This is a genomic window from Streptomyces bambusae (assembly GCF_020532645.1).
GTDB classification, from domain to species: domain Bacteria; phylum Actinomycetota; class Actinomycetes; order Streptomycetales; family Streptomycetaceae; genus Streptomyces; species Streptomyces bambusae.
Genome location: NZ_JAJAUZ010000088.1, coordinates 1 through 18,246 on the forward strand (window position 1 = coordinate 1; position 18,246 = coordinate 18,246).

The 18,246-nt window shown below is 73.4% G+C and carries 18 protein-coding genes and 1 pseudogene; 14 read left to right on the plus strand and 5 right to left on the minus strand.

Annotated elements, in window-relative coordinates:
- Both LG634_RS34490 and LG634_RS34495 read left to right on the plus strand, forming a co-directional pair.
- Positions 1-479: pseudogene (locus tag LG634_RS34490) on the plus strand (hypothetical protein); the annotation flags it as partial.
- A gap of 107 nt (positions 480-586) precedes the next feature.
- Positions 587-1,078 (plus strand): peptidylprolyl isomerase, encoded by a 492-nt coding sequence (locus LG634_RS34495; protein WP_226739968.1) that lies wholly within the window; start codon positions 587-589, stop codon positions 1,076-1,078.
- 80 nt (positions 1,079-1,158) lie between these two features.
- Here LG634_RS34495 and LG634_RS34500 read toward each other — a convergent pair whose 3' ends face one another.
- Positions 1,159-2,301 (minus strand): NADH-quinone oxidoreductase subunit D, encoded by a 1,143-nt coding sequence (locus tag LG634_RS34500; protein WP_226739970.1) that lies wholly within the window; start codon positions 2,299-2,301, stop codon positions 1,159-1,161.
- Between the two features lie 55 nt (positions 2,302-2,356).
- Here LG634_RS34500 and LG634_RS34505 point away from each other — a divergent pair, with 55 nt between their 5' ends.
- Entirely contained in the window at positions 2,357-2,857 is a 501-nt protein-coding gene (locus tag LG634_RS34505) for a PH domain-containing protein (RefSeq protein ID WP_226739971.1), read from the plus strand.
- Positions 2,854-4,164, plus strand: a complete 1,311-nt coding sequence (locus LG634_RS34510; protein ID WP_226739973.1) for a PH domain-containing protein — start codon at positions 2,854-2,856, stop codon at positions 4,162-4,164. The genes LG634_RS34505 and LG634_RS34510 overlap by 4 nt, the downstream gene beginning before the upstream one ends.
- Positions 4,165-4,295: 131 nt before the next feature.
- Here LG634_RS34510 and LG634_RS34515 read toward each other — a convergent pair whose 3' ends face one another.
- Positions 4,296-4,970 carry a response regulator transcription factor gene (locus tag LG634_RS34515; protein ID WP_226739975.1) on the minus strand — a complete coding sequence of 225 codons (675 nt, stop codon included), beginning with the start codon at positions 4,968-4,970 and terminating at the stop codon, positions 4,296-4,298.
- Positions 4,971-4,973: 3 nt separating this feature from the next.
- On the minus strand, positions 4,974-6,173 hold the full coding sequence (locus LG634_RS34520; RefSeq protein WP_226739977.1) for a sensor histidine kinase: 1,200 nt from the start codon (positions 6,171-6,173) through the stop codon (positions 4,974-4,976).
- A 179-nt stretch (positions 6,174-6,352) separates the two neighbouring features.
- On the opposite strand from LG634_RS34520, the gene LG634_RS34525 reads away from it, so the two are divergent.
- Positions 6,353-7,288, plus strand: a complete 936-nt coding sequence (locus tag LG634_RS34525) for an SAM-dependent methyltransferase (RefSeq protein ID WP_226740012.1) — start codon at positions 6,353-6,355, stop codon at positions 7,286-7,288.
- A gap of 65 nt (positions 7,289-7,353) precedes the next feature.
- Here the strand turns inward: LG634_RS34525 and LG634_RS34530 are convergent, their stop codons facing one another.
- Together LG634_RS34530 and LG634_RS34535 are read right to left on the minus strand one after the other, a co-directional pair.
- Positions 7,354-8,904, minus strand: coding sequence for a M28 family metallopeptidase (locus LG634_RS34530; protein WP_226739978.1), 1,551 nt, complete (start codon positions 8,902-8,904; stop codon positions 7,354-7,356).
- A gap of 250 nt (positions 8,905-9,154) precedes the next feature.
- Positions 9,155-10,363, minus strand: coding sequence for a threonine aldolase family protein (locus tag LG634_RS34535; RefSeq protein ID WP_226739980.1), 1,209 nt, complete (start codon positions 10,361-10,363; stop codon positions 9,155-9,157).
- Positions 10,364-10,475: 112 nt separating this feature from the next.
- On the opposite strand from LG634_RS34535, the gene LG634_RS34540 reads away from it, so the two are divergent.
- From LG634_RS34540 to LG634_RS34580, 9 genes are all read left to right on the plus strand, one after another.
- Entirely contained in the window at positions 10,476-11,387 is a 912-nt protein-coding gene (locus LG634_RS34540; protein WP_372482549.1) for a Rossmann-like and DUF2520 domain-containing protein, read from the plus strand.
- Positions 11,384-12,376: a pantoate--beta-alanine ligase gene (panC, locus tag LG634_RS34545; protein ID WP_226739984.1), complete on the plus strand. Its 993-nt coding sequence runs from the start codon at positions 11,384-11,386 to the stop codon at positions 12,374-12,376. Before LG634_RS34540 ends, panC begins: the two co-directional genes overlap by 4 nt.
- Entirely contained in the window at positions 12,373-14,076 is a 1,704-nt protein-coding gene (locus LG634_RS34550; RefSeq protein ID WP_226739986.1) for an L-aspartate oxidase, read from the plus strand. Before panC ends, LG634_RS34550 begins: the two co-directional genes overlap by 4 nt.
- A gap of 2 nt (positions 14,077-14,078) precedes the next feature.
- Positions 14,079-15,065, plus strand: a complete 987-nt coding sequence (nadC, locus tag LG634_RS34555) for a carboxylating nicotinate-nucleotide diphosphorylase (protein ID WP_226739988.1) — start codon at positions 14,079-14,081, stop codon at positions 15,063-15,065.
- Complete coding sequence (locus LG634_RS34560; protein WP_226739990.1) at positions 15,065-15,874, plus strand: type III pantothenate kinase; 810 nt, start codon at positions 15,065-15,067, stop codon at positions 15,872-15,874. Before nadC ends, LG634_RS34560 begins: the two co-directional genes overlap by 1 nt.
- Before the next feature lie 369 nt (positions 15,875-16,243).
- Entirely contained in the window at positions 16,244-16,828 is a 585-nt protein-coding gene (locus LG634_RS34565; RefSeq protein WP_226739992.1) for a hypothetical protein, read from the plus strand.
- 13 nt (positions 16,829-16,841) lie between these two features.
- Positions 16,842-17,021, plus strand: a complete 180-nt coding sequence (locus LG634_RS34570; protein WP_226739994.1) for a hypothetical protein — start codon at positions 16,842-16,844, stop codon at positions 17,019-17,021.
- Positions 17,022-17,141: 120 nt separating this feature from the next.
- A complete protein-coding gene (locus tag LG634_RS34575; protein WP_226739996.1) occupies positions 17,142-17,600 on the plus strand; it encodes a BlaI/MecI/CopY family transcriptional regulator in 459 nt (152 codons plus the stop codon).
- 10 nt (positions 17,601-17,610) lie between these two features.
- Positions 17,611-18,180, plus strand: coding sequence for an amino-acid N-acetyltransferase (locus LG634_RS34580; protein ID WP_226739998.1), 570 nt, complete (start codon positions 17,611-17,613; stop codon positions 18,178-18,180).
- Positions 18,181-18,246 lie beyond the last annotated feature (66 nt).

Here is an 18,246-nt window from a genome sequence, read left to right on the forward strand (position 1 = left end):
CCGCCGCGCAGTACTCCGCGACCTCGGCCCTCTCCGCCCTGGAGGCCGCCCGCAGCAGGCAGGCTGCCGAGGCCGCCGACCAGGCCGCCCCGCAGCCCGCCCGCGCCCCGCAGCCCGCCCGAACCCCGCAGGCCGCGGCCCTCCCCGCACTGCCCGCCCGCCGGCCGGCCCCCGCCGCCACCACCGTCGAGCCGTACACCGCGGCCCGCCGCAGCGCCTCCCGCGTCGAGGGCGGCTTCGACTTCTTCGGCACCAAGACCGCCGACCGGGCCAGGGCCGCCATCGAGGCCGTGCAGAACGAGGACCTCGCCGACGTCGTCGGCGCCGAAGCCCTCGCCGTCCACAAGGCCGAGTCCGCCGAGCCCGGCTTCAAGCCCCGCGACCCCGGCCACGGCGAGATCGGCCAGGTCATCGACCTGACCGAGCACGACGAGACCGAGGCGATCGACGTGGCCTCGCTGCGCACCGCCATCTCCTGACGCCGCCCGGGGGGTGACCGCCGGGCGTGGCGTCCGGTGACGGCCTCCCCACGGGCCGTCTCCTATGCTCGGATGCGACCGCATCGAAAATCCCAGAGGAGCAGAGCATGGGTCAGAACGTCTTCTTCGAGGTGTCCGCCGACGGCGAGAAGCTCGGCCGCATCGAGTTCAAGCTGTACGACGACATCGTTCCGAAGACGGCCCAGAACTTCCGCGAGCTGGCCACGGGCCAGCACGGCTTCGGCTACAAGGGCTCCCCGTTCCACCGCGTGATCCCCGAGTTCATGCTGCAGGGCGGTGACTTCACCAACCAGAACGGCACCGGCGGCAAGTCCATCTACGGCGAGAAGTTCGCGGACGAGAACTTCCAGCTGAAGCACACCAAGCCGGGCCTGCTCAGCATGGCCAACGCGGGCCCGAACACCAACGGCTCGCAGTTCTTCATCACCACCATCGTCACCGGCTGGCTCGACGGCAAGCACGTCGTCTTCGGCGAGGTCGTCTCCGGCATGGACGTGGTCACGGCCATCGAGGCCCTGGGCAGCGGCTCCGGCCGCACCACCAAGAAGATCATCATCGAGGACTGCGGCACCGTCTGAGCCGTACCCCGACGACGCCGGAGGCCGGCACCCCGCCCGGGGTACCGGCCTCCGCCGTACGCGCCGCAGCGCCGCGCGGCCTACTTGTCGATGTCGCCGACCACGAAGAACAGCGAGCCGAGGATCGCCACCATGTCCGCGACCAGCGTCCCCGGCAGCAGCACCGCCAGGGCCTGGATGTTGTTGTACGAGGCCGAGCGCAGCTTCAGCCGGTACGGGGTCTTCTCGCCCTTCGACACCAGGTAGTAACCGTTGATGCCGAGCGGGTTCTCCGTCCAGGCGTACGTGTGCCCCTCCGGCGCCTTCAGCACCTTCGGCAGCCGCTGGTTGACCGGGCCCGGCGGCAGCTCCGCCAGCCGGTCCAGACAGGCCACCGCCAGCTCCAGCGAGTTGTGCGTCTGCTCCAGCAGGCACTCGAAACGGGCCAGGCAGTCGCCCTCCTGCCGGGTCACCACCCGCAGCGTGTCCTGCAGCTCCCCGTACGCCAGGTACGGCTCGTCGCGCCGCAGGTCGAAGTCCACGCCCGAGGCGCGCGCGATCGGGCCGCTGACCCCGTACCCGTGCACCGCCTCGGCCGACAGCACGCCGACGCCGCGGGTCCGGCCGCGGAAGATCTCGTTCCCGCCGACCAGGTTGTCGTACACGTCCATCCGCGAGGTGACGTCGGCGACCGCGGCCCGGGCCCGGCCCAGCCAGCCCAGCGGCAGGTCCTCCTTGAGGCCGCCGACCCGGTTGAACATGTAGTGCATCCGCCCGCCGGAGATCTCCTCCATCACCGCCTGCAGCTCCTCGCGCTCACGGAACGCGTGGAAGATCGGGGTGATGCCGCCGAGCTCCAGCGGGTACGAGCCGAGGAACATCAGGTGGTTGAGGACCCGGTTCAGCTCGGCGAGCAGGGTGCGCATCCACACCGCCCGCTCCGGGACCTCCATGCCGAGCATCCGCTCGACGGCCATCACCACGCCGAGCTCGTTGGAGAACGCCGACAGCCAGTCGTGGCGGTTGGCGAGCATGACGATCTGACGGTAGTCACGGGCCTCGAACAGCTTCTCCGCGCCGCGGTGCATGTACCCCACCACCGGCTCCGCGCTGACGATGCGCTCGCCGTCCAGGACCAGCCGCAGGCGCAGCACGCCGTGGGTGGAGGGGTGCTGGGGCCCGATGTTGAGCACCATGTCGGTGCTCTCCGCAGCGCCGCCGATGCCGACCGTCGTCTCCGTCATGCGCACAGTGTCTCAGCCCTGGGGCGGGCCTCCGGGCGCACCCTAGGGTTGAACCATGGATACGGGGACGACCGATGGGCGGACCGGCACCGCCGAGCCGCAGTGGACGGGCCTGCCGGCGGGGCTGCTGACCCTCCGCAGGCTGCTCCTGGCGGTGTGGACGGGGGCGGCCGCGGTGACGGCCGGGGTCCTGCTCGGCGTGTTCGCCGGCCCGGCGTGGGCGGCCCTCGCCGCCCTGCCGCTGGCCGTGCTCGCCTGGGGCTGGGGGATGCTCGGGCGGAACTGGCGGTCCTGGCGGTACGCGGAGCGCGCCGACGACCTGCTGATCTTCCGCGGGGTGCTGTGGCGCGAGGAGACCGTGGTGCCGTACGGGCGGATGCAGCTGGTGGAGGTGACCTCCGGGCCGCTGGAACGCCGCTTCGGGCTGGCCTCCGTACAGCTGCACACGGCGGCCGCCGCCAGTGACGCGCGGATCCCCGGGCTGCTGCCCGCCGAGGCCGAGCGGCTGCGGGACCGGCTGACCGAGCTGGGCACGGCAAGGTCGGCCGGGCTGTGAGCGGCACCGGACAGGGGGCGGGGGAGCGGCGGCTGCATCCCGTCACACCGCTGCGGCGGGCGTGGGCCCCGCTGGCCGTGCTGGCCGGCGTGTTCTTCCAGCAGCCGGAACGGGCCCGGGAATGGTCGGACGGCCTGTCGAGCGTGCTCGGGCTGCTGGCCTTCGCGGGCGTGCTGGTGCTGGCCGGGCTGTACGGGTTCCTCAGCTGGTGGTTCACGTACTACGCGGTGACGGACGCCGAGCTGCGGATCCGGACCGGGCTGCTGTTCCGGCGCACCGCGCACATCCGCCTGGACCGGCTCCAGGCCGTGGACGTCACCCGGCCGCTGCTGGCGCGGGTGGCGGGCGTCGCCAAGCTCAAGCTGGACGTGATCGGCACCGAGGACAAGGACGAGCTGGCCTACCTCGCGGAACGCGACGCGCAGGCGCTGCGCGCGGAGCTGCTGGCGCGGGCCGCCGGGTTCGCGCCCGAGGCGGCGGCCGGGGCGGGCGAGGCGCCGGCCCGGGAACTGCTGCGGGTGGAGCCGCGGCAGCTGGCGCTCTCGCTGCTGCTGAACGGGGCGGTGTGGGCGGCGCTCGCAGCAGGGGTGGCGGCGCCGGTGGCGGTGTGGTGGTTCAGCCAGAGCGTGTGGGTGGCGCTGGCGACGCTGGTGCCGGTGCTGGGCGCGGCCTGGTCCGCGAGCGCCGGGCGCTTCCTGAACGAGTACGACTGGACCGTCGCGGAATCCCCGGACGGGCTGCGCCTCGACCACGGCCTGCTGGACCGGGCGCACGAGACGGTGCCGCCGGGGCGGGTCCAGACCGTGCGGATCGTGGAGCCGGTGCTGTGGCGGCGGCGGGGGTGGGTGCGGGTGGAGCTGGCGGTGGCGGGGTCGTCGAACGAGGTGCTGGTGCCGGTGGCTTCGCGGGGTGCGGCGGCCCTGCTGGTGGGGCGGGTGCTGCCGGGTGCGGACCCGGACGCCCTCGCCTTCTCGCCCGCGGCGGGGCGGTGGGTCGTACCGGTGTGGTGGCGGGGGTACGGTCTGGCGGTGTCGCCGGAGGTCTTCGCGGTCCGCCGGGGGCTGTTGTGCCGGCGCACGGAGCTGGTCCCCCACGCGAAGGTGCAGTCCATCCGTCTCACGCAGGGGCCCTGGTCCCGGGCGAACGGTGTGGCCGACGTCCACGTCGACACCGGCGCGAACAAGACGGTGACGGCCCGCCTGCGCCCCGCGGCCTCGGCCGCCGCCCTGCTCTGGGCCCAGGCCGCCCATTCCCGCACGGGCCGGGCCACCGCCCCACCGGACCGCTGGCTCACCCCGTCCGACTGACCCGGCGCGCCTCGAAGACCCGGGGATCCGCCCCGCACCCCGCGCCTCAAACGCCGGCGGGGCTTGATTTTGCCCCGCAGCATCCAGCCGCTCCGGCGATCGAGGCGCGGGGCCGGGGGCGGAGCCCGCGGTCAGGACGGGTTGCCGCCGGCCCGGACGAGGCCCGTTTCGTACGCCAGGACGACGACCTGGACGCGGTCGCGGAGGTTCAGCTTGGTCAGGATGCGCCCCACGTGCGTCTTGACCGTGGCCTCGGAGAGCACCAGCCGGGCGGCGATCTCACCGTTGGACAGGCCCTGCGCCACCAGCAGCATGACCTCCCGCTCCCGCTCGGTCAGCCGCTCCAGCTCCTTGTGCTGCGGCTCCTCCACCGTCGTGGGCAGCATCGGCGCGAACCGGTCCAGAAGCCTCCGCGTCGTGGACGGCGCCACCACCGCGTCCCCGCTGTGCACCGACCGGATCGCCGCCAGCAGCTCCGCCGGCGGCACGTCCTTGAGCATGAACCCGCTCGCCCCCGCCTTCAGCCCGGAGAACGCGTACTCGTCGAGGTCGAAGGTGGTCAGGATGATCACCTTCGGATGGGTCTCCGGCTCACAGATCCGCCGCGTCGCCTCGACCCCGTCGAGCCGCGGCATGCGGACGTCCATGAGGACCACGTCCACGGCCGTGGCCCGCAGCACCTCCAGCGCCTCCAGGCCGTCACCCGCCTCGGCGACGACCTCCATGTCCGGCTGAGCCGCCAGCACCATCCGGAAACCGGTGCGCAGCAGCATCTGGTCGTCGACCAGCATCACGCGGATGGACATCTTCTAAGATCCCTTTCCCTTCAGAGGCAGCAGAGCACTGATGCGGAAGCCGCCACCGGGACGCGGCCCCGCGTCAAGGGTGCCCCCCACCATGCCGACCCGTTCCCGCATGCCGATCAGACCGTGCCCGGCGCCGTCGGCGCCACCGTCCTCGTACAACTCGTGCGCCGCACCCCGGCCGTCGTCCTCGACCAGCAGACCGAGCCCGTCGTCGAAGTAGACCAGCCGGACGCTGGCCTTCGCCTCCGGCCCCCCGTGCTTGCGCGTGTTCGTCAGCGCCTCCTGCACGATCCGGTACGCCGTCAGCTCGACCCCGCTCGGCAGCTGCCGCGGCGCGCCCTCCACCTCGAAGTCGACGTCCAGACCGGCCGTCCGCACCTGCTCGACCAGCACCTCGATCTGCTCCACGTCCGGCTGCGGCACGTAGTCCTCGGACTCCTGGGGCTCGCCCGTCCGCAGGATGCCCAGCAGCCGGCGCATCTCGGCGAGCGCCTGCCGGCCGGTGCCGGAGATGGTCTTCAAGGCCTCCTTGGCCTGGTCCGGCGCCACGTCCATCACGTACGCCGCGCCGTCGGCCTGCACCACCATCACGGACACGTTGTGCGCGACCACGTCGTGCAGCTCGCGGGCGATCCGGGCGCGCTCGGCGGCCACCGCCGCCTTGCCCTGGGCCTCGCGCTCCTTCTCCAGCCGCTCGTTGCGCTCGACCAGCTGGGCGTAGTACGCCCGCCGGGTCCGCACCGAGTCGCCCAGCACCCACGCCAGCGCGAACGGCACCGTCACGAAGATCGCGAACTGGACCGTCTCCTCGGACGCACCCTTGTCGAACTGCCAGCGCAGCGCCGCCAGCGGTGCCGCCGCCAGCCCCCACCCGAGGGCCGTACGGGAGACCCAGCGCGCCTCGTCGCTCGCCGCGACCGTGTACAGCACGGCGAGCATCGCCACGTTCGCGACGGTCGGCTCGGACCCCACGGCCAGCTGGTACAGCCCGGTCCCGACGGTCAGCCACAGCACCTTGCGGGTGGCCTTGCGGCGCAGCGCCACGGCCAGGCCGAGCGCGATCACGGCCGGCATCGCCAGCGCCCGGGCGAGCCCGTCGAACGACTCGGCGATCTCCAGCGAGGCCGACGCGAACAGGACCACAGCCCAGAAGCCGTCGACGCCCGTCGGGTGTCTGCGGAGGAAGTCGTAGAGGCGCTGCACGTAACCCAGAGTAGGGAAGACCGGACGCCCCCCGAGTCAGCCGGAGGAGCGATCCGTGCCCGAGGCATGTACTCCCTCAGGTGGAGGGCTCCCCAGGCCCACGGCCTAGCCTTGCCCCCGTGAACGACCACGATCGAGACCCGGCCGGCCCGGGCGCCGCGCGCCCCTGGCGGCAGGCCATGGAGGCGGCGCTCTACGGGCCCGGCGGGTTCTACGTCCGGCCGGGCGGCGACGGGCCCGCCGGACACTTCCGGACCTCCGTGCACGCGTCCGCGCTGTTCGCGGGGGCGGTGGCACGGCTGCTGGAACGGGTGGACGAGGCACTGGGCCGGCCCGCCGCGCTGGACCTGGTCGACATGGCCGCCGGGCGCGGCGAACTGGTCACGGGGGTGCTCGCCGCCCTGCCCGCGGACACCGCCGCCCGGGTCCGCCCGTACGCCGTGGAATGCGCGCCGCGCCCCGCCGGCCTCGACCCGCGGATCGCCTGGCGGGACGCGCCGCCGGCCGCCGTGACCGGGCTGCTGTTCGCGAACGAGTGGCTCGACAACGTGCCCCTCGACCTCGCCGAGGACGGCCGGTACGTGCTCGTCGACCCGGCCGGCACCGAGCACCCGGGCGCCCCCCTGGAGCCCGCCGACGCCGCCTGGCTGGAGCGCTGGTGGCCCGGCGGCGGGCTCACCGGGTGCGGCCGGGCCGAGATCGGACGGGCCCGCGACGAGGCCTGGGCGGCCGCCGCCGCCACCGTCCACCGCGGCCTCGCGGTCGCCGTCGACTACGGCCACACGCGCGCCGACCGCCCCCCGTACGGCACCCTGACCGGCTTCCGGGACGGCCGCGAGGTGCGCCCCGTACCCGACGGCAGCTGCGACGTGACCGCGCACGTCGCCCTGGACTCCTGCGCCGGCCCCGGCGCGGTCCTGCTGACCCAGCGGGAGGCCCTCGCCGCCCTCGGCGTCCGCGGCACCCGCCCGCCGCTCGCCCTGGCCGCCACCGACCCGGCCGGATACGTACGGGCCCTGGCCGCCGCGGGCGAAGCGGCGGAACTGACCGCCCGCGGCGGCCTCGGCGACTTCGGCTGGCTGACCGAACCGCGGGGCATCGCTCCGGTCTTCTAGCCGGACGCGCGCGGGGCCGGGATGCGCGTACGCACCCCGGCCCCGGCTGTGGGTCTCCCAGGCTGTTACTCGGTGATCTCGTGCCCGTGGCCCTCGTGCAGGCCGCCGCCGCTGCCCTCGCCGCCGGTCGGCTGCGAGACCACCGGACGGGACAGCGGGGCCAGGTCGAAGGCGTAGTGGCCGACCGCATCGGCGATGACGTCGATGTTGATGTCGAACGCCTTCATGTTGATGTTGTTGATGTCGTCGCCGGCACCGTGGTAGTTCACGTCGTACGCGACACCCGCCTGGCCGCCGTACTTCGCCGCCTGGGCCTCGGTCATGATGCCCTCGGCGCCGGTGAAGGTGCCGCCGGCCGGGATGCCGGCCTCGATGAACGGCCCGTAGTCCGAACGGCCCGAGAAGTCCGTGCCCTCGTGCGGGATGTTCTTCGAGTCGAGGAAGTCGGTGATGCCCTTCTCCAGCTGCGCCGAGCCCTCGGGGCCGGGGCCCGCGCCGACGCCGTCCGAGTCGTCACCGTCGTAGACGAAGTACGCGGCGTTCGGCGAGCCGATCATGTCGAAGTTCAGGTACAGCTTGATCTGCTTCTTCTGCTCCGCGCTCAGCGAGGCCACGTACGCCTCGGAGCCGAGCAGGCCGAACTCCTCCGCCGACCACCAGGCGAACTTGACCTTGTTCTTGACCTTCTGCTTCGACTTCGACAGCTCGATGGCGGCCTGCAGGATGCCCGCCGAGCCCGAGCCGTTGTCGTTGATGCCGGCGCCGTCCGCGACCGAGTCGAGGTGCGAGCCGAGGAAGACGGTGTTGTCCGCGTTCCCGCCCGGGGTCTCCGCGACCACGTTGAAGGTCTTGCGGGTCTCGCGCAGCTCGCGCACGTCCAGCGTGACGCGGACCGGACCGGCCGCCGCCTCCGCGGCCAGCGCCTCGCCGTCCGCCTGGGTGACACCGCCGGTCGGGACCTTGCCCGCGGTCGGGTCGCCGATGGTGCCGTTCAGGGCACCGGCGGTGTTGTTGTAGATCACCGCGCCGACCGCACCGGCCGCCGCCGCGTTCGCCTGCTTGGCGGCGAACGTGCAGCCGCCCCGCTTGATCAGCGCGATCTTGCCCGTGAAGGTGCCCGCGGCGAAGTCGCCCGGCTCGCAGCCGTGCGTGTTGTCCGCGTCCAGGGGGGCCACCGCGAGGTCGGCCGTGACACCGCCCGCGGGGCTGCTGGCCGTGTACGTCATCAGCTTGATCGGGACGTCCCGCTCGACCGGGGCCTCCACGCGCAGGCTCTCGGCGAGGGTCTCCACGTAGACGAAGTCGAACTCGTGGCGGGAAACCGTGTAGCCGGCGTTCCGCATCACGCCCTCGATGTACTTGGCGGACTGCTCGTGGCCCTTCGAGCCGGCGACGCGGGTGCCGTTGTTGTAGTCCGCGAGGGACTGGAACACCTTGAGGTGCTTGAACGCGTTCTTGGCGGTGGCGTCCTTCACGAGCTTCCGCGCCAGGGCATCGCCCCGGGCTGCGTCGCTCGCCGGGCTGCCGGCCGCGGCCGGACCGGCGAGGAACAGCGGCGAGACGAGGGCCGCAGCAGCGAGGGTGGCGGTGGCTGCGGCTATACGGCGTGAGGGCATGGAGGTCCTTTCACGGCAGGCTGGAGCGCGCGCTGCGAGGTGGGTGGGGCGGTGGTGGACGCACGTTAGACAGCAAGGCCACTTGCTGGCCAGAGTTTTCACCGATTCCGGTCCGCGGATCCCAAATATCGGTACGTCGACACGCCCATGCACCCCGTCTGTGGGCCAACCGGCCCTCCCCTCCCCAAATCTGACGAACCGGCCGTTCGGGACATGGGCCGGTCGTGTACCGAACCGGGCCGGAGCCGCGTCAGGGGAGGCGGGCCAGGAATGCGGTGACCGCGTCGCGGACGTCCTGGGCGGTCCAGGAGAGACCGGGAGCACCGACCGTGACCTCCGTGACGGAGAGCCCCGGCGGACCGTCGTCGAACCAGCGGCGGAACAGCGTCACGCCGGACTCGGCAGCCATCCGGACCCCCGCCTCCGTCAGCACGTCCGCCCCGTACGGCAACCACACCTGGAACTGATGCGTGTGCGGCACCTCCGGATGCACCCGGAAGAACGGCACACCACCCGCCGCGAACCCCTCCCGCAACGCCCCCGCCACCACCCCCGCCTGCGCCACGTACGCCGGCAGCATCGGCAACTCCCGCTCCAGCCCCACCAGCGCCGACAACGCCGCCGGGAACTGCCGGAACAGCTGCCCGCCATACCGGTGACGCCACGACCGCGCCTCCTCCACCAGCCCCGCCGGCCCCGCGAGCGCCGCCCCCGAATGCCCGCCGAGCGACTTGTAGAACGACACGTACACGCTGTCCGCCAGCCCCGCGATCTCCGCCAGCGGCCGCCCGAAGTGCACGGTCGACTCCCACAGCCGCGCCCCGTCGAAGTGCACCACCGCCTCCCGCTCCCGGGCCGCGTCCACCAGCGCCGTCAGCTCCTCCCACGACGGCAGCAGGAACCCCGCCTCACGCAGCGGCAGCTCCACCATCAGCGTCCCGAACGGCTCCGGCAGCGCCTCGACCTCCGCCGCCGTCGGCTGCCGCGGCTCCGTCGTCGGGTGCACCACCCGCAGCCCGCTCACCACCTGGAGCGCATCACCCTCGTGCACCTCCGGATGGCCCAGCGGATGCAGGGCGACCACCGGGTTGCCGGTACGCCCCGCCCAGCAGCGCAACGCCACCTGCTGGGCCATCGTCCCGCTCGGGAAGAAGGCCGCCGCCTCCATCCCCAGCAGGTCCGCGACCCGCCGCTCCAGCTCCGCCACCACCCCGCCCCCGTACATGTCCGGCGAGCCGTCGAGGTCGTACACCTGCCCGGCCTGCTCCACCAGCAGCGCCAGCTCCTCCCGCACGGTCAGGTCCCCCGGCCCCACCCACAGCCGCCGCCGGGCCCCCCGCCAGGCCGCCACCCGCCGCTCCACCGCCGTCGCGTCCTCCGGCACCCCGCCCCCGTCCGGCCCGGCCTCCCGGCCGTCCCGCACATCGCCCCGTACGTCGTCCCGCGTCTCGTCCGTCATACCGGTGATCATGGACCGCCCCCGGCCCGCCTGGCCACGCAAAATGCAGCGGCTAGCATGGCGACGTAACGTCCGGTACCCCCCGCGGACTGGAACGGAAGGCCCTCCCCGCGTGAACGCATCACCGTCCCCGGCAGCGCAGCCCCGCCCCGCCCGGCTCACCGTAGGAGTCGTCGGAGCCGGCCGCGTCGGCCCGGCCCTCGCGGCCGCGCTGCAGCTCGCCGGACACCACCCCGTCGCCGTCTCCGGCGTCTCCGACGCCAGCCGCCGGCGCGCCGGCGAGATGCTGCCCGGCGTGCCCCTCGTACCGCCCGCGCAGGTGCTGGAGCGGGCCGACCTGGTGCTGCTCACCGTCCCCGACGACACCCTCCCCGCACTGGTCGGAGGACTCGCCGAGACCGGCGCCGTCCGCCCCGGACAGCTGATCGTCCACACCTCCGGCCGCTACGGCACCGCCGTCCTCGACCCGGCCCGCCGGGCCGGCGGCCTCCCGCTCGCCCTGCACCCCGCCATGACCTTCACCGGCACCGCCGTGGACGTGCAGCGCCTCGCGGGCTGCTCCTTCGGCGTGACCGCCCCCGAAGAGCTCCGGCTAGCCGCCGAAGCCCTCGTCATCGAAATGGGCGGCGAACCCGAATGGATCGCCGAAGAGGCCCGCCCGCTCTACCACGCGGCCCTCGCCCTCGGCGCGAACCACCTCGTCACCCTGGTGGCCCAGTCGATGGAACTCCTGCGCACCGCCGGCGTCACCCACCCCGACCGGATGCTCGGCCCCCTCCTCGGCGCCGCCCTCGACAACGCCCTGCGCTCGGGTGACGCCGCCCTCACCGGCCCGGTCGCCCGCGGCGACGCCGGCACCGTCGCCGCACACGTCGCCGAGCTGCGCAAGCACGCCCCGCAGACCGTCGCCGGCTATCTGGCCATGGCCCGCTCCACCGCCGACCGGGCCCTCGCCCACGGCCTGCTCAAGCCCGAACTCGCCGAAGACCTCCTCGGCGTGCTCTCCGAGGGAGGCGAGCGATGACCGCCGCCCTGCTGCACACCGCCGACCAGCTCCAGGCCCTGCCGAGGACCGGCCGCCGCGCCGTCGTCATGACCATGGGCGCCCTCCACGAAGGCCACGCCACGCTGGTCCGCACCGCCCGCGAACTCGCCGGCCCCGACGGCCAGGTCGTCGCCACCGTCTTCGTCAACCCGCTCCAGTTCGGCGTGAACGAAGACCTCGACCGCTACCCCCGCACCCTCGACTCCGACCTCGAACTCGCCACCGCGGCCGGTGCCGACGCCGTCTTCGCCCCCGCCGTCGACGAGGTCTACCCCGGCGGGCAGCCCCAGGTCCGCATCACCGCCGGCCCCATGGGCACCCTCCTCGAAGGCGCCACCCGCCCCGGCCACTTCGACGGCATGCTCACCGTCGTCGCCAAACTGCTCCACCTCACCCGGCCCGACATCGCCCTCTTCGGCCAGAAGGACGCCCAGCAGCTCGCCCTGATCCGGCGCATGGTCCGCGACCTCAACTTCCCCGTCGAGATCGTCGGCGTGCCCACCGTCCGCGAAGCCGACGGCCTGGCCCTGTCCAGCCGCAACCGCTACCTCTCCGGCGCCGAGCGCAGCACCGCCCTCGCCCTCTCCCGTGCCCTGTTCGCCGGCCGCGACCGGCTCGCCGCCCAGGCCGCCCTGCGCGCCCGCGCCGAAGCCGCCCCCGCCACCGACCAGCGTGCCGACGCCCTGGCCCGGCTCGGCGAGGCCCGCGCCTCCGCCGACGCCCACGCCGTCTCCGCCTCCGGCACCGGCCTGCCCGCCGCCGTCCGGGCCGCCGCCCGCGCCGTCCTCGACGAGGCCGCCCGCGCGAAGCCGCCGCTCGTCCTCGACTACCTCGCGCTCGTCGACCCCGCCGACTTCACCGAGGTCCCCGACGGGTTCACCGGCGAGGCCGTCCTCGCCGTCGCCGCGAAGGTCGGCACGACCCGGCTCATCGACAACATCCCCGTGGAGTTCGGAGCACACTCGTGACCACTGGCATACGACTGCACGCCCCCGCCCCCGGCTGGGCGATCGAGGCCGACGTCGTGGTCGTCGGCTCCGGCGTCGCGGGCCTCACCGCCGCCCTGCGCTGCGCCGCCGCGGGCCGCCGTACCGTGGTCGTCACCAAGGCCCGGCTCGACGACGGCTCCACCCGCTGGGCCCAGGGCGGCATCGCCGCAGCCCTCGGCGAGGGCGACACCCCCGAACAGCACCTCGACGACACCCTCGTCGCCGGCGCCGGACTCTGCGACGAGACCGCCGTACGCCTCCTCGTCACCGAAGGCCCCGACGCCGTCCGCCGGCTCATCGACACCGGCGCCGTCTTCGACACCTCCGAGGCCACCGGCGAGATCGAGCTGACCCGCGAAGGCGGCCACCACCGCCGCCGGATCGCGCACGCCGGCGGCGACGCCACCGGCGCCGAGATCTCCCGCGCCCTGGTCGCCGCCGTCCACGACGCCGGCATCGAGACCGTCGAGAACGCCCTCGTCCTCGACCTCCTCCAGGACGCCGACGGCCGCACCGCCGGCGTCACCCTGCACGTCATGGGGGAGGGCCAGCACGACGGCGTCGGCGCCGTCCACGCCCCCGCCGTCATCCTCGCCACCGGCGGCATGGGCCAGGTGTTCTCCGCGACCACCAACCCGGCCGTCTCCACCGGCGACGGCGTCGCCCTCGCCCTGCGGGCCGGAGCCGAGGTCTCCGACCTGGAGTTCGTCCAGTTCCACCCCACCGTCCTGTTCCTCGGCCCCGACGCCGAGGGCCAGCAGCCGCTGGTCTCCGAGGCGGTACGCGGCGAAGGCGCCCACCTCGTCGACGCCGACGGCGTCCGCTTCATGACCGGACAGCACGAACTCGCCGAACTCGCCCCCCGCGACATCGTCGCCAAGGGCATCATGCGCCGCATGCAGGAACAGGGCACCGCCCACATGTACCTGGACGCCCGGCACTTCGGCGCGCAGATGTGGGAGCAGCGCTTCCCCACCATCCTCGCCGCCTGCCGCGCCCACGGCATCGACCCCGTCACCCAGCCCATCCCGGTCGCCCCCGCCGCCCACTACGCCAGCGGCGGGGTCCGCACCGACCTGTCCGGCCGTACGACCGTCCCCGGCCTGTACGCCTGCGGCGAGGTCGCCTGCACCGGCGTCCACGGCGCCAACCGGCTGGCCTCCAACTCCCTCCTCGAAGGACTGGTGTTCGCCGAGCGGATCGCCGCCGACATCGTCGCCTCCGACGCCCCCCGCACCGGCCCCGGCATACCCGTGCCCTCCACCGGACCGCTGCTCTCCGGCGAGACCCGCCTCGACATCCAGCGGATCATGACCGAGGGCGCAGGCGTGCTGCGCTCCGCCGACTCCCTGGCCCGCGCCGCCGACGCCCTCGAAGGCCTCTACGGCGCCGCCCTGTCCGAGCTGGAGGCGCACGGCAAGACCGCCGAACCCGGCACCGACAGCTGGGAGGCCACCAACCTGCTGTGCGTGGCCCGGGTCCTGGTCGCCGCCGCCCGCCGCCGCGCCGAGACCCGCGGCTGCCACTGGCGCGAGGACCACCCCGACCGGGACGACGCGCAGTGGCGCCGCCACCTCGTCGTCCGCCTGTCCAAGACCGAGAAGCGCGCCCTGGTCGTCACCCCGACCGACACCGCGGACTTCCCGTCCGTACGCCACCCCCTGAGCCAGGAGCAGTGACCGTGAGCACCCCCGAACTCCCCCTCGTCTCCACCGACACCGATGCCGGCGGCTGCGGCGACGACTGCGCCTGCGAGCCCGCCGAGTCCGGCCTCGACCCGGCCCTCGCCCAGCTGCTCGCCGACGCCGGACTCGACCCCATCGAGGTCGAGGACATCGCACACATGGCGCTCTCCGAGGACCTCGACGGCGGCGAGGACGTCACCAGCGTCGCCACCGTCCCCGAAGACGCCGTGGCCACCGCCGACTTCACCGCCCGCGAGGCCGGCACCGTCGCCGGGCTGCGGATCGCCGAGGCCGTGCTCTCCGTCGTCTGCACCGAGGCCTTCGAGGTCGAGCGGCACGCCGAGGACGGCGACCGGGTCGAGGCCGGGCAGGTCCTGCTGTCCGTCACCGCCCACACCCGCGACCTGCTCACCGGTGAGCGCAGCGCCCTCAACCTGCTGTGCCGGCTGTCCGGCATCGCCACCGCCACCCGCGCCTGGGCCGACGCCCTGGAGGGCACCGCCGCCCGGGTCCGCGACACCCGCAAGACCACCCCGGGCCTGCGCTCCCTGGAGAAGTACGCGGTCCGCTGCGGCGGCGGCGTCAACCACCGCATGTCCCTGTCGGACGCGGCCCTGGTCAAGGACAACCACGTGGTCGCCGCCGGCGGCGTCGCGCAGGCCTTCAAGGCCGTCCGCGAGCAGTTCCCCCACGTGCCCGTCGAGGTCGAGGTCGACACCCTCCACCAGGCCCGCGAGGTCATGGACGCCGGCGCCGACCTCATCCTCCTCGACAACTTCACGCCGCTGGAGACCGAGGAGGCGGTGAACCTCAACCGCGAGCACAACAAGGGCCGCGCCGTCCTGGAGTCCTCCGGCCGCCTCACCCTCGCCAACGCCCGCGCCTACGCCGAGACCGGCGTGGACTACCTGGCCGTCGGCGCCCTCACCCACTCCTCGCCGATCCTCGACATCGGACTCGACCTGCGCGAGGCGGCGCGCTGATGCTGCTGACCATCGACGTGGGCAACTCCCAGACGGTGCTGGGGCTGTTCGACGGCGACGAGATCGTCGAGCACTGGCGGATCTCCACCGACCCGCGGCGCACCGCCGACGAACTCGCCGTCCTCATGCAGGGCCTGATGGGCATGCACCCGATGCTCGGCGAGGAACTCGGCGACGGGATCCACGGGATCGCGATCTGCTCGACGGTCCCGTCCGTCCTGCACGAGCTGCGCGAGGTCACCCGGCGGTACTACGGCGACGTGCCGGCGGTGCTCGTCGAGCCGGGCGTCAAGACCGGCCTGCCGGTGCTGACGGACAACCCGAAGGAGGTCGGCGCCGACCGCATCGTCAACTCGATCGCCGCGGTCGAGCTGTACGGCGGACCCGCGATCGTCGTCGACTTCGGCACCGCCACGACGTTCGACGCGGTGTCCGCGCGCGGGGAGTACATCGGCGGGGTGATCTCCCCGGGCATCGAGATCTCCGTCGAGGCGCTCGGCGTCCGCGGCGCACAACTCCGCAAGATCGAGCTGGCCCGGCCGCGGAACGTGATCGGCAAGAACACGGTCGAGGCGATGCAGGCGGGCATCGTCTACGGGTACGCCGGCTCGGTCGACGGGGTCGTCACCCGCATGCGGCGCGAGCTCGCCGGCCCGGACGGCGACCCCTCCGACGTCCGCGTCATCGCCACCGGCGGTCTGGCCCCCATCGTCCTCGGCGAAGCGTCCGTCATCGACGACCACGAGCCCTGGCTCACCCTCATCGGCCTCCGCCTGGTCTACGAACGCAACACCCCGGCCTTCACGTAACGGGTTCCGCCCCGCACCCCCGCGCCCCGCACCGGCACATCCAGCCGCCCGCGGGCAAAGTCCGGACGGGGGAAAAAACCAGCCCGTCCGGCGTTTGAGGACCGGGGTGCGGGGCGGAGCCCCGAAATCCAGCCGCGCCGGCGTTCGAGGCGCGGGGTGCGGGACGGAGCCGCCAAATCCAGCCCGTCCGGCGTTTGAGGACCGGGGTGTGGGGCGGAGCCGCCAAATCCAGCCGCGCCGGCGATTGAGGCGCGGGGCATGGGGCGGAGCCCCGCAAGCCCAGCCCAGCCCAGCCCGCTCCAGCGGCCGGCGCCGCGCCCGACGGGCCAGGTCGGGGGATTTTGTCCGATTAGCGCGTATCTTCTGGGCATGCCCACGCCCTACGGATCCCGCGGCGGCATGGCGTTCAGCGCTGCTGAGCTGCACGTGCTCCGGCGTTCCCTCGCCCACGCCCTCCATTCCGACACCGACCGGGCGGCCCTCACGGCCACGGAGGTCCAGGACTGCCTGAGCCTCGCCCACTCCGTCGACGAGGCGGTCCGAGAGGCCGGGCGCCTCAGAGCCTTCCTGCTCGCGGACCTCGACCGGTACCGCTCGGCCCTCCCCGGCAGCCTCACCGGCTACCTCGAACTCCTCCAGGACGCGCTCGCCGCCGGCTACCGCCCCGTTCCCGACGACCTTGCCGCCCTGCGCGCCCTCCGCGGCAACCCGCTGGCCGCCGCCCTCCTCGAACGCTGCCGCGCGATCCACGAGCGCGCCCTCCGCTCCCGCCTGGCCCCGGCACCCCGCACCCGCCTGCTCGCCCTGCCCGGCGGCAAGGACGACGAGCCCCGGCCGACCCCGCCCCCGCCGCCCGCGCCCGCCAAGCCGGGCCGCCCCGTCCCCACCCCCGGCGAGGTGTTCCCGCCGCGCCGCAAGCCCGCGCCCCCGCCGGAGACCCGCGCGGCCGGGTAGCTACGCTGAAGCCATGGAATACGTATCCGCGCTCGTGCCCCCCTTCGTGATGGCCGCGTTCTTCATCGCCCTCATCGTGGTGATCGTGAAGACCCAGGGCGGCTCCAACAAGGCCAAGGAGGACGCCGCAGTGGACGCGGTGCTCGCCCGCGCCGAGTCGGCCCGGCAGGCCACCGACACCCCCGCCCCCTGACGCGACGGCACCCCGGGCGTACGGCTGCTTTCCCGCCGTACGCCCCTTTTTGTTGCCCGCGCGGCGCGCGTTTGCGTGAATGACCGGGCGATCCGGTACAAGCCGCACTATTGTGCTGGTGTGCCTCGCCCCTTGGGAGAACTCGAAGACGCCGTCATGACCCGGGTGTGGCAGTGGAACCGCCCGGTGACCGTTCGCGAAGTGCTGGAGGATCTCCAGCAGGAACGGTCCATCGCGTACACCACGGTCATGACCGTTATGGACAACCTTCACCAGAAGGGCTGGGTGCGGCGGGAAGCGGAAGGCCGCGCATATCGATATACCGCCGTCTCCACCCGCGCCGCCTACTCGGCCGCACTGATGAACGAAGCCTGGTCGACCAGCGACAACCCGGCCGCCGCCCTGGTCGCCTTCTTCGGCATGATGTCGCCGGAACAGCGCGAGGCGCTGCGCGACGCGGTCCGGATCGTGCAGCCCCAGGACGCCGCCGAGCCCGAAGCGGAAGGCCCGGCCGGCACCCCGGATGCGGCCCCGCCGAAGGGGGATGCCGATGACGCCCCCGGGGCTCCGGGGCGATAGCGTCCGGTGCATGGCCGCAGAGCACCCGAACCCTCAAGACGATTCGCTTCCGCACCGGAATCCCGGTGCGAATGCAAAAGCAGTGACGATCCGCCGGGCGCGGACCGGTGATGTGGCCGCGGTGCGCCGCCTCCTCGACCAGTACGTTCACGAGCGGATCCTGCTCGACAAAGCGCCCGTCACGCTTTACGAGGACATCCAGGAGTTCTGGGTCGCGGAACGCGTCGAGGACCGGGCCGTCCTCGGCTGCGGCGCTCTCCACGTGATGTGGGAAGACCTCGCCGAAGTCCGCACTCTTGCCGTCGACCGCGAGTTGAAGGGTGCCGGAGTCGGCCACCGGCTCCTCGCGCAGTTGCTGGAGACCGCGCGGGAGCTTGGTGTGAGCCGGGTATTCTGCCTGACCTTCGAAGTCGGCTTCTTCGCGCAGCACGGCTTCGTCGAGATCGGCGAGACCCCGGTCGACACCGATGTCTACAGCGAGCTCCTGCGTTCCTATGACGAGGGCGTCGCGGAGTTCCTGGGTCTCGAACGAGTGAAGCCGAACACCTTGGGCAACAGCCGGATGCTTCTGCACCTCTGAACGATCACGCCGCGTATTTGCAGCCATCGCCGCGCGTGGCCTATGTCCGAATCGCGTATGTTTCCC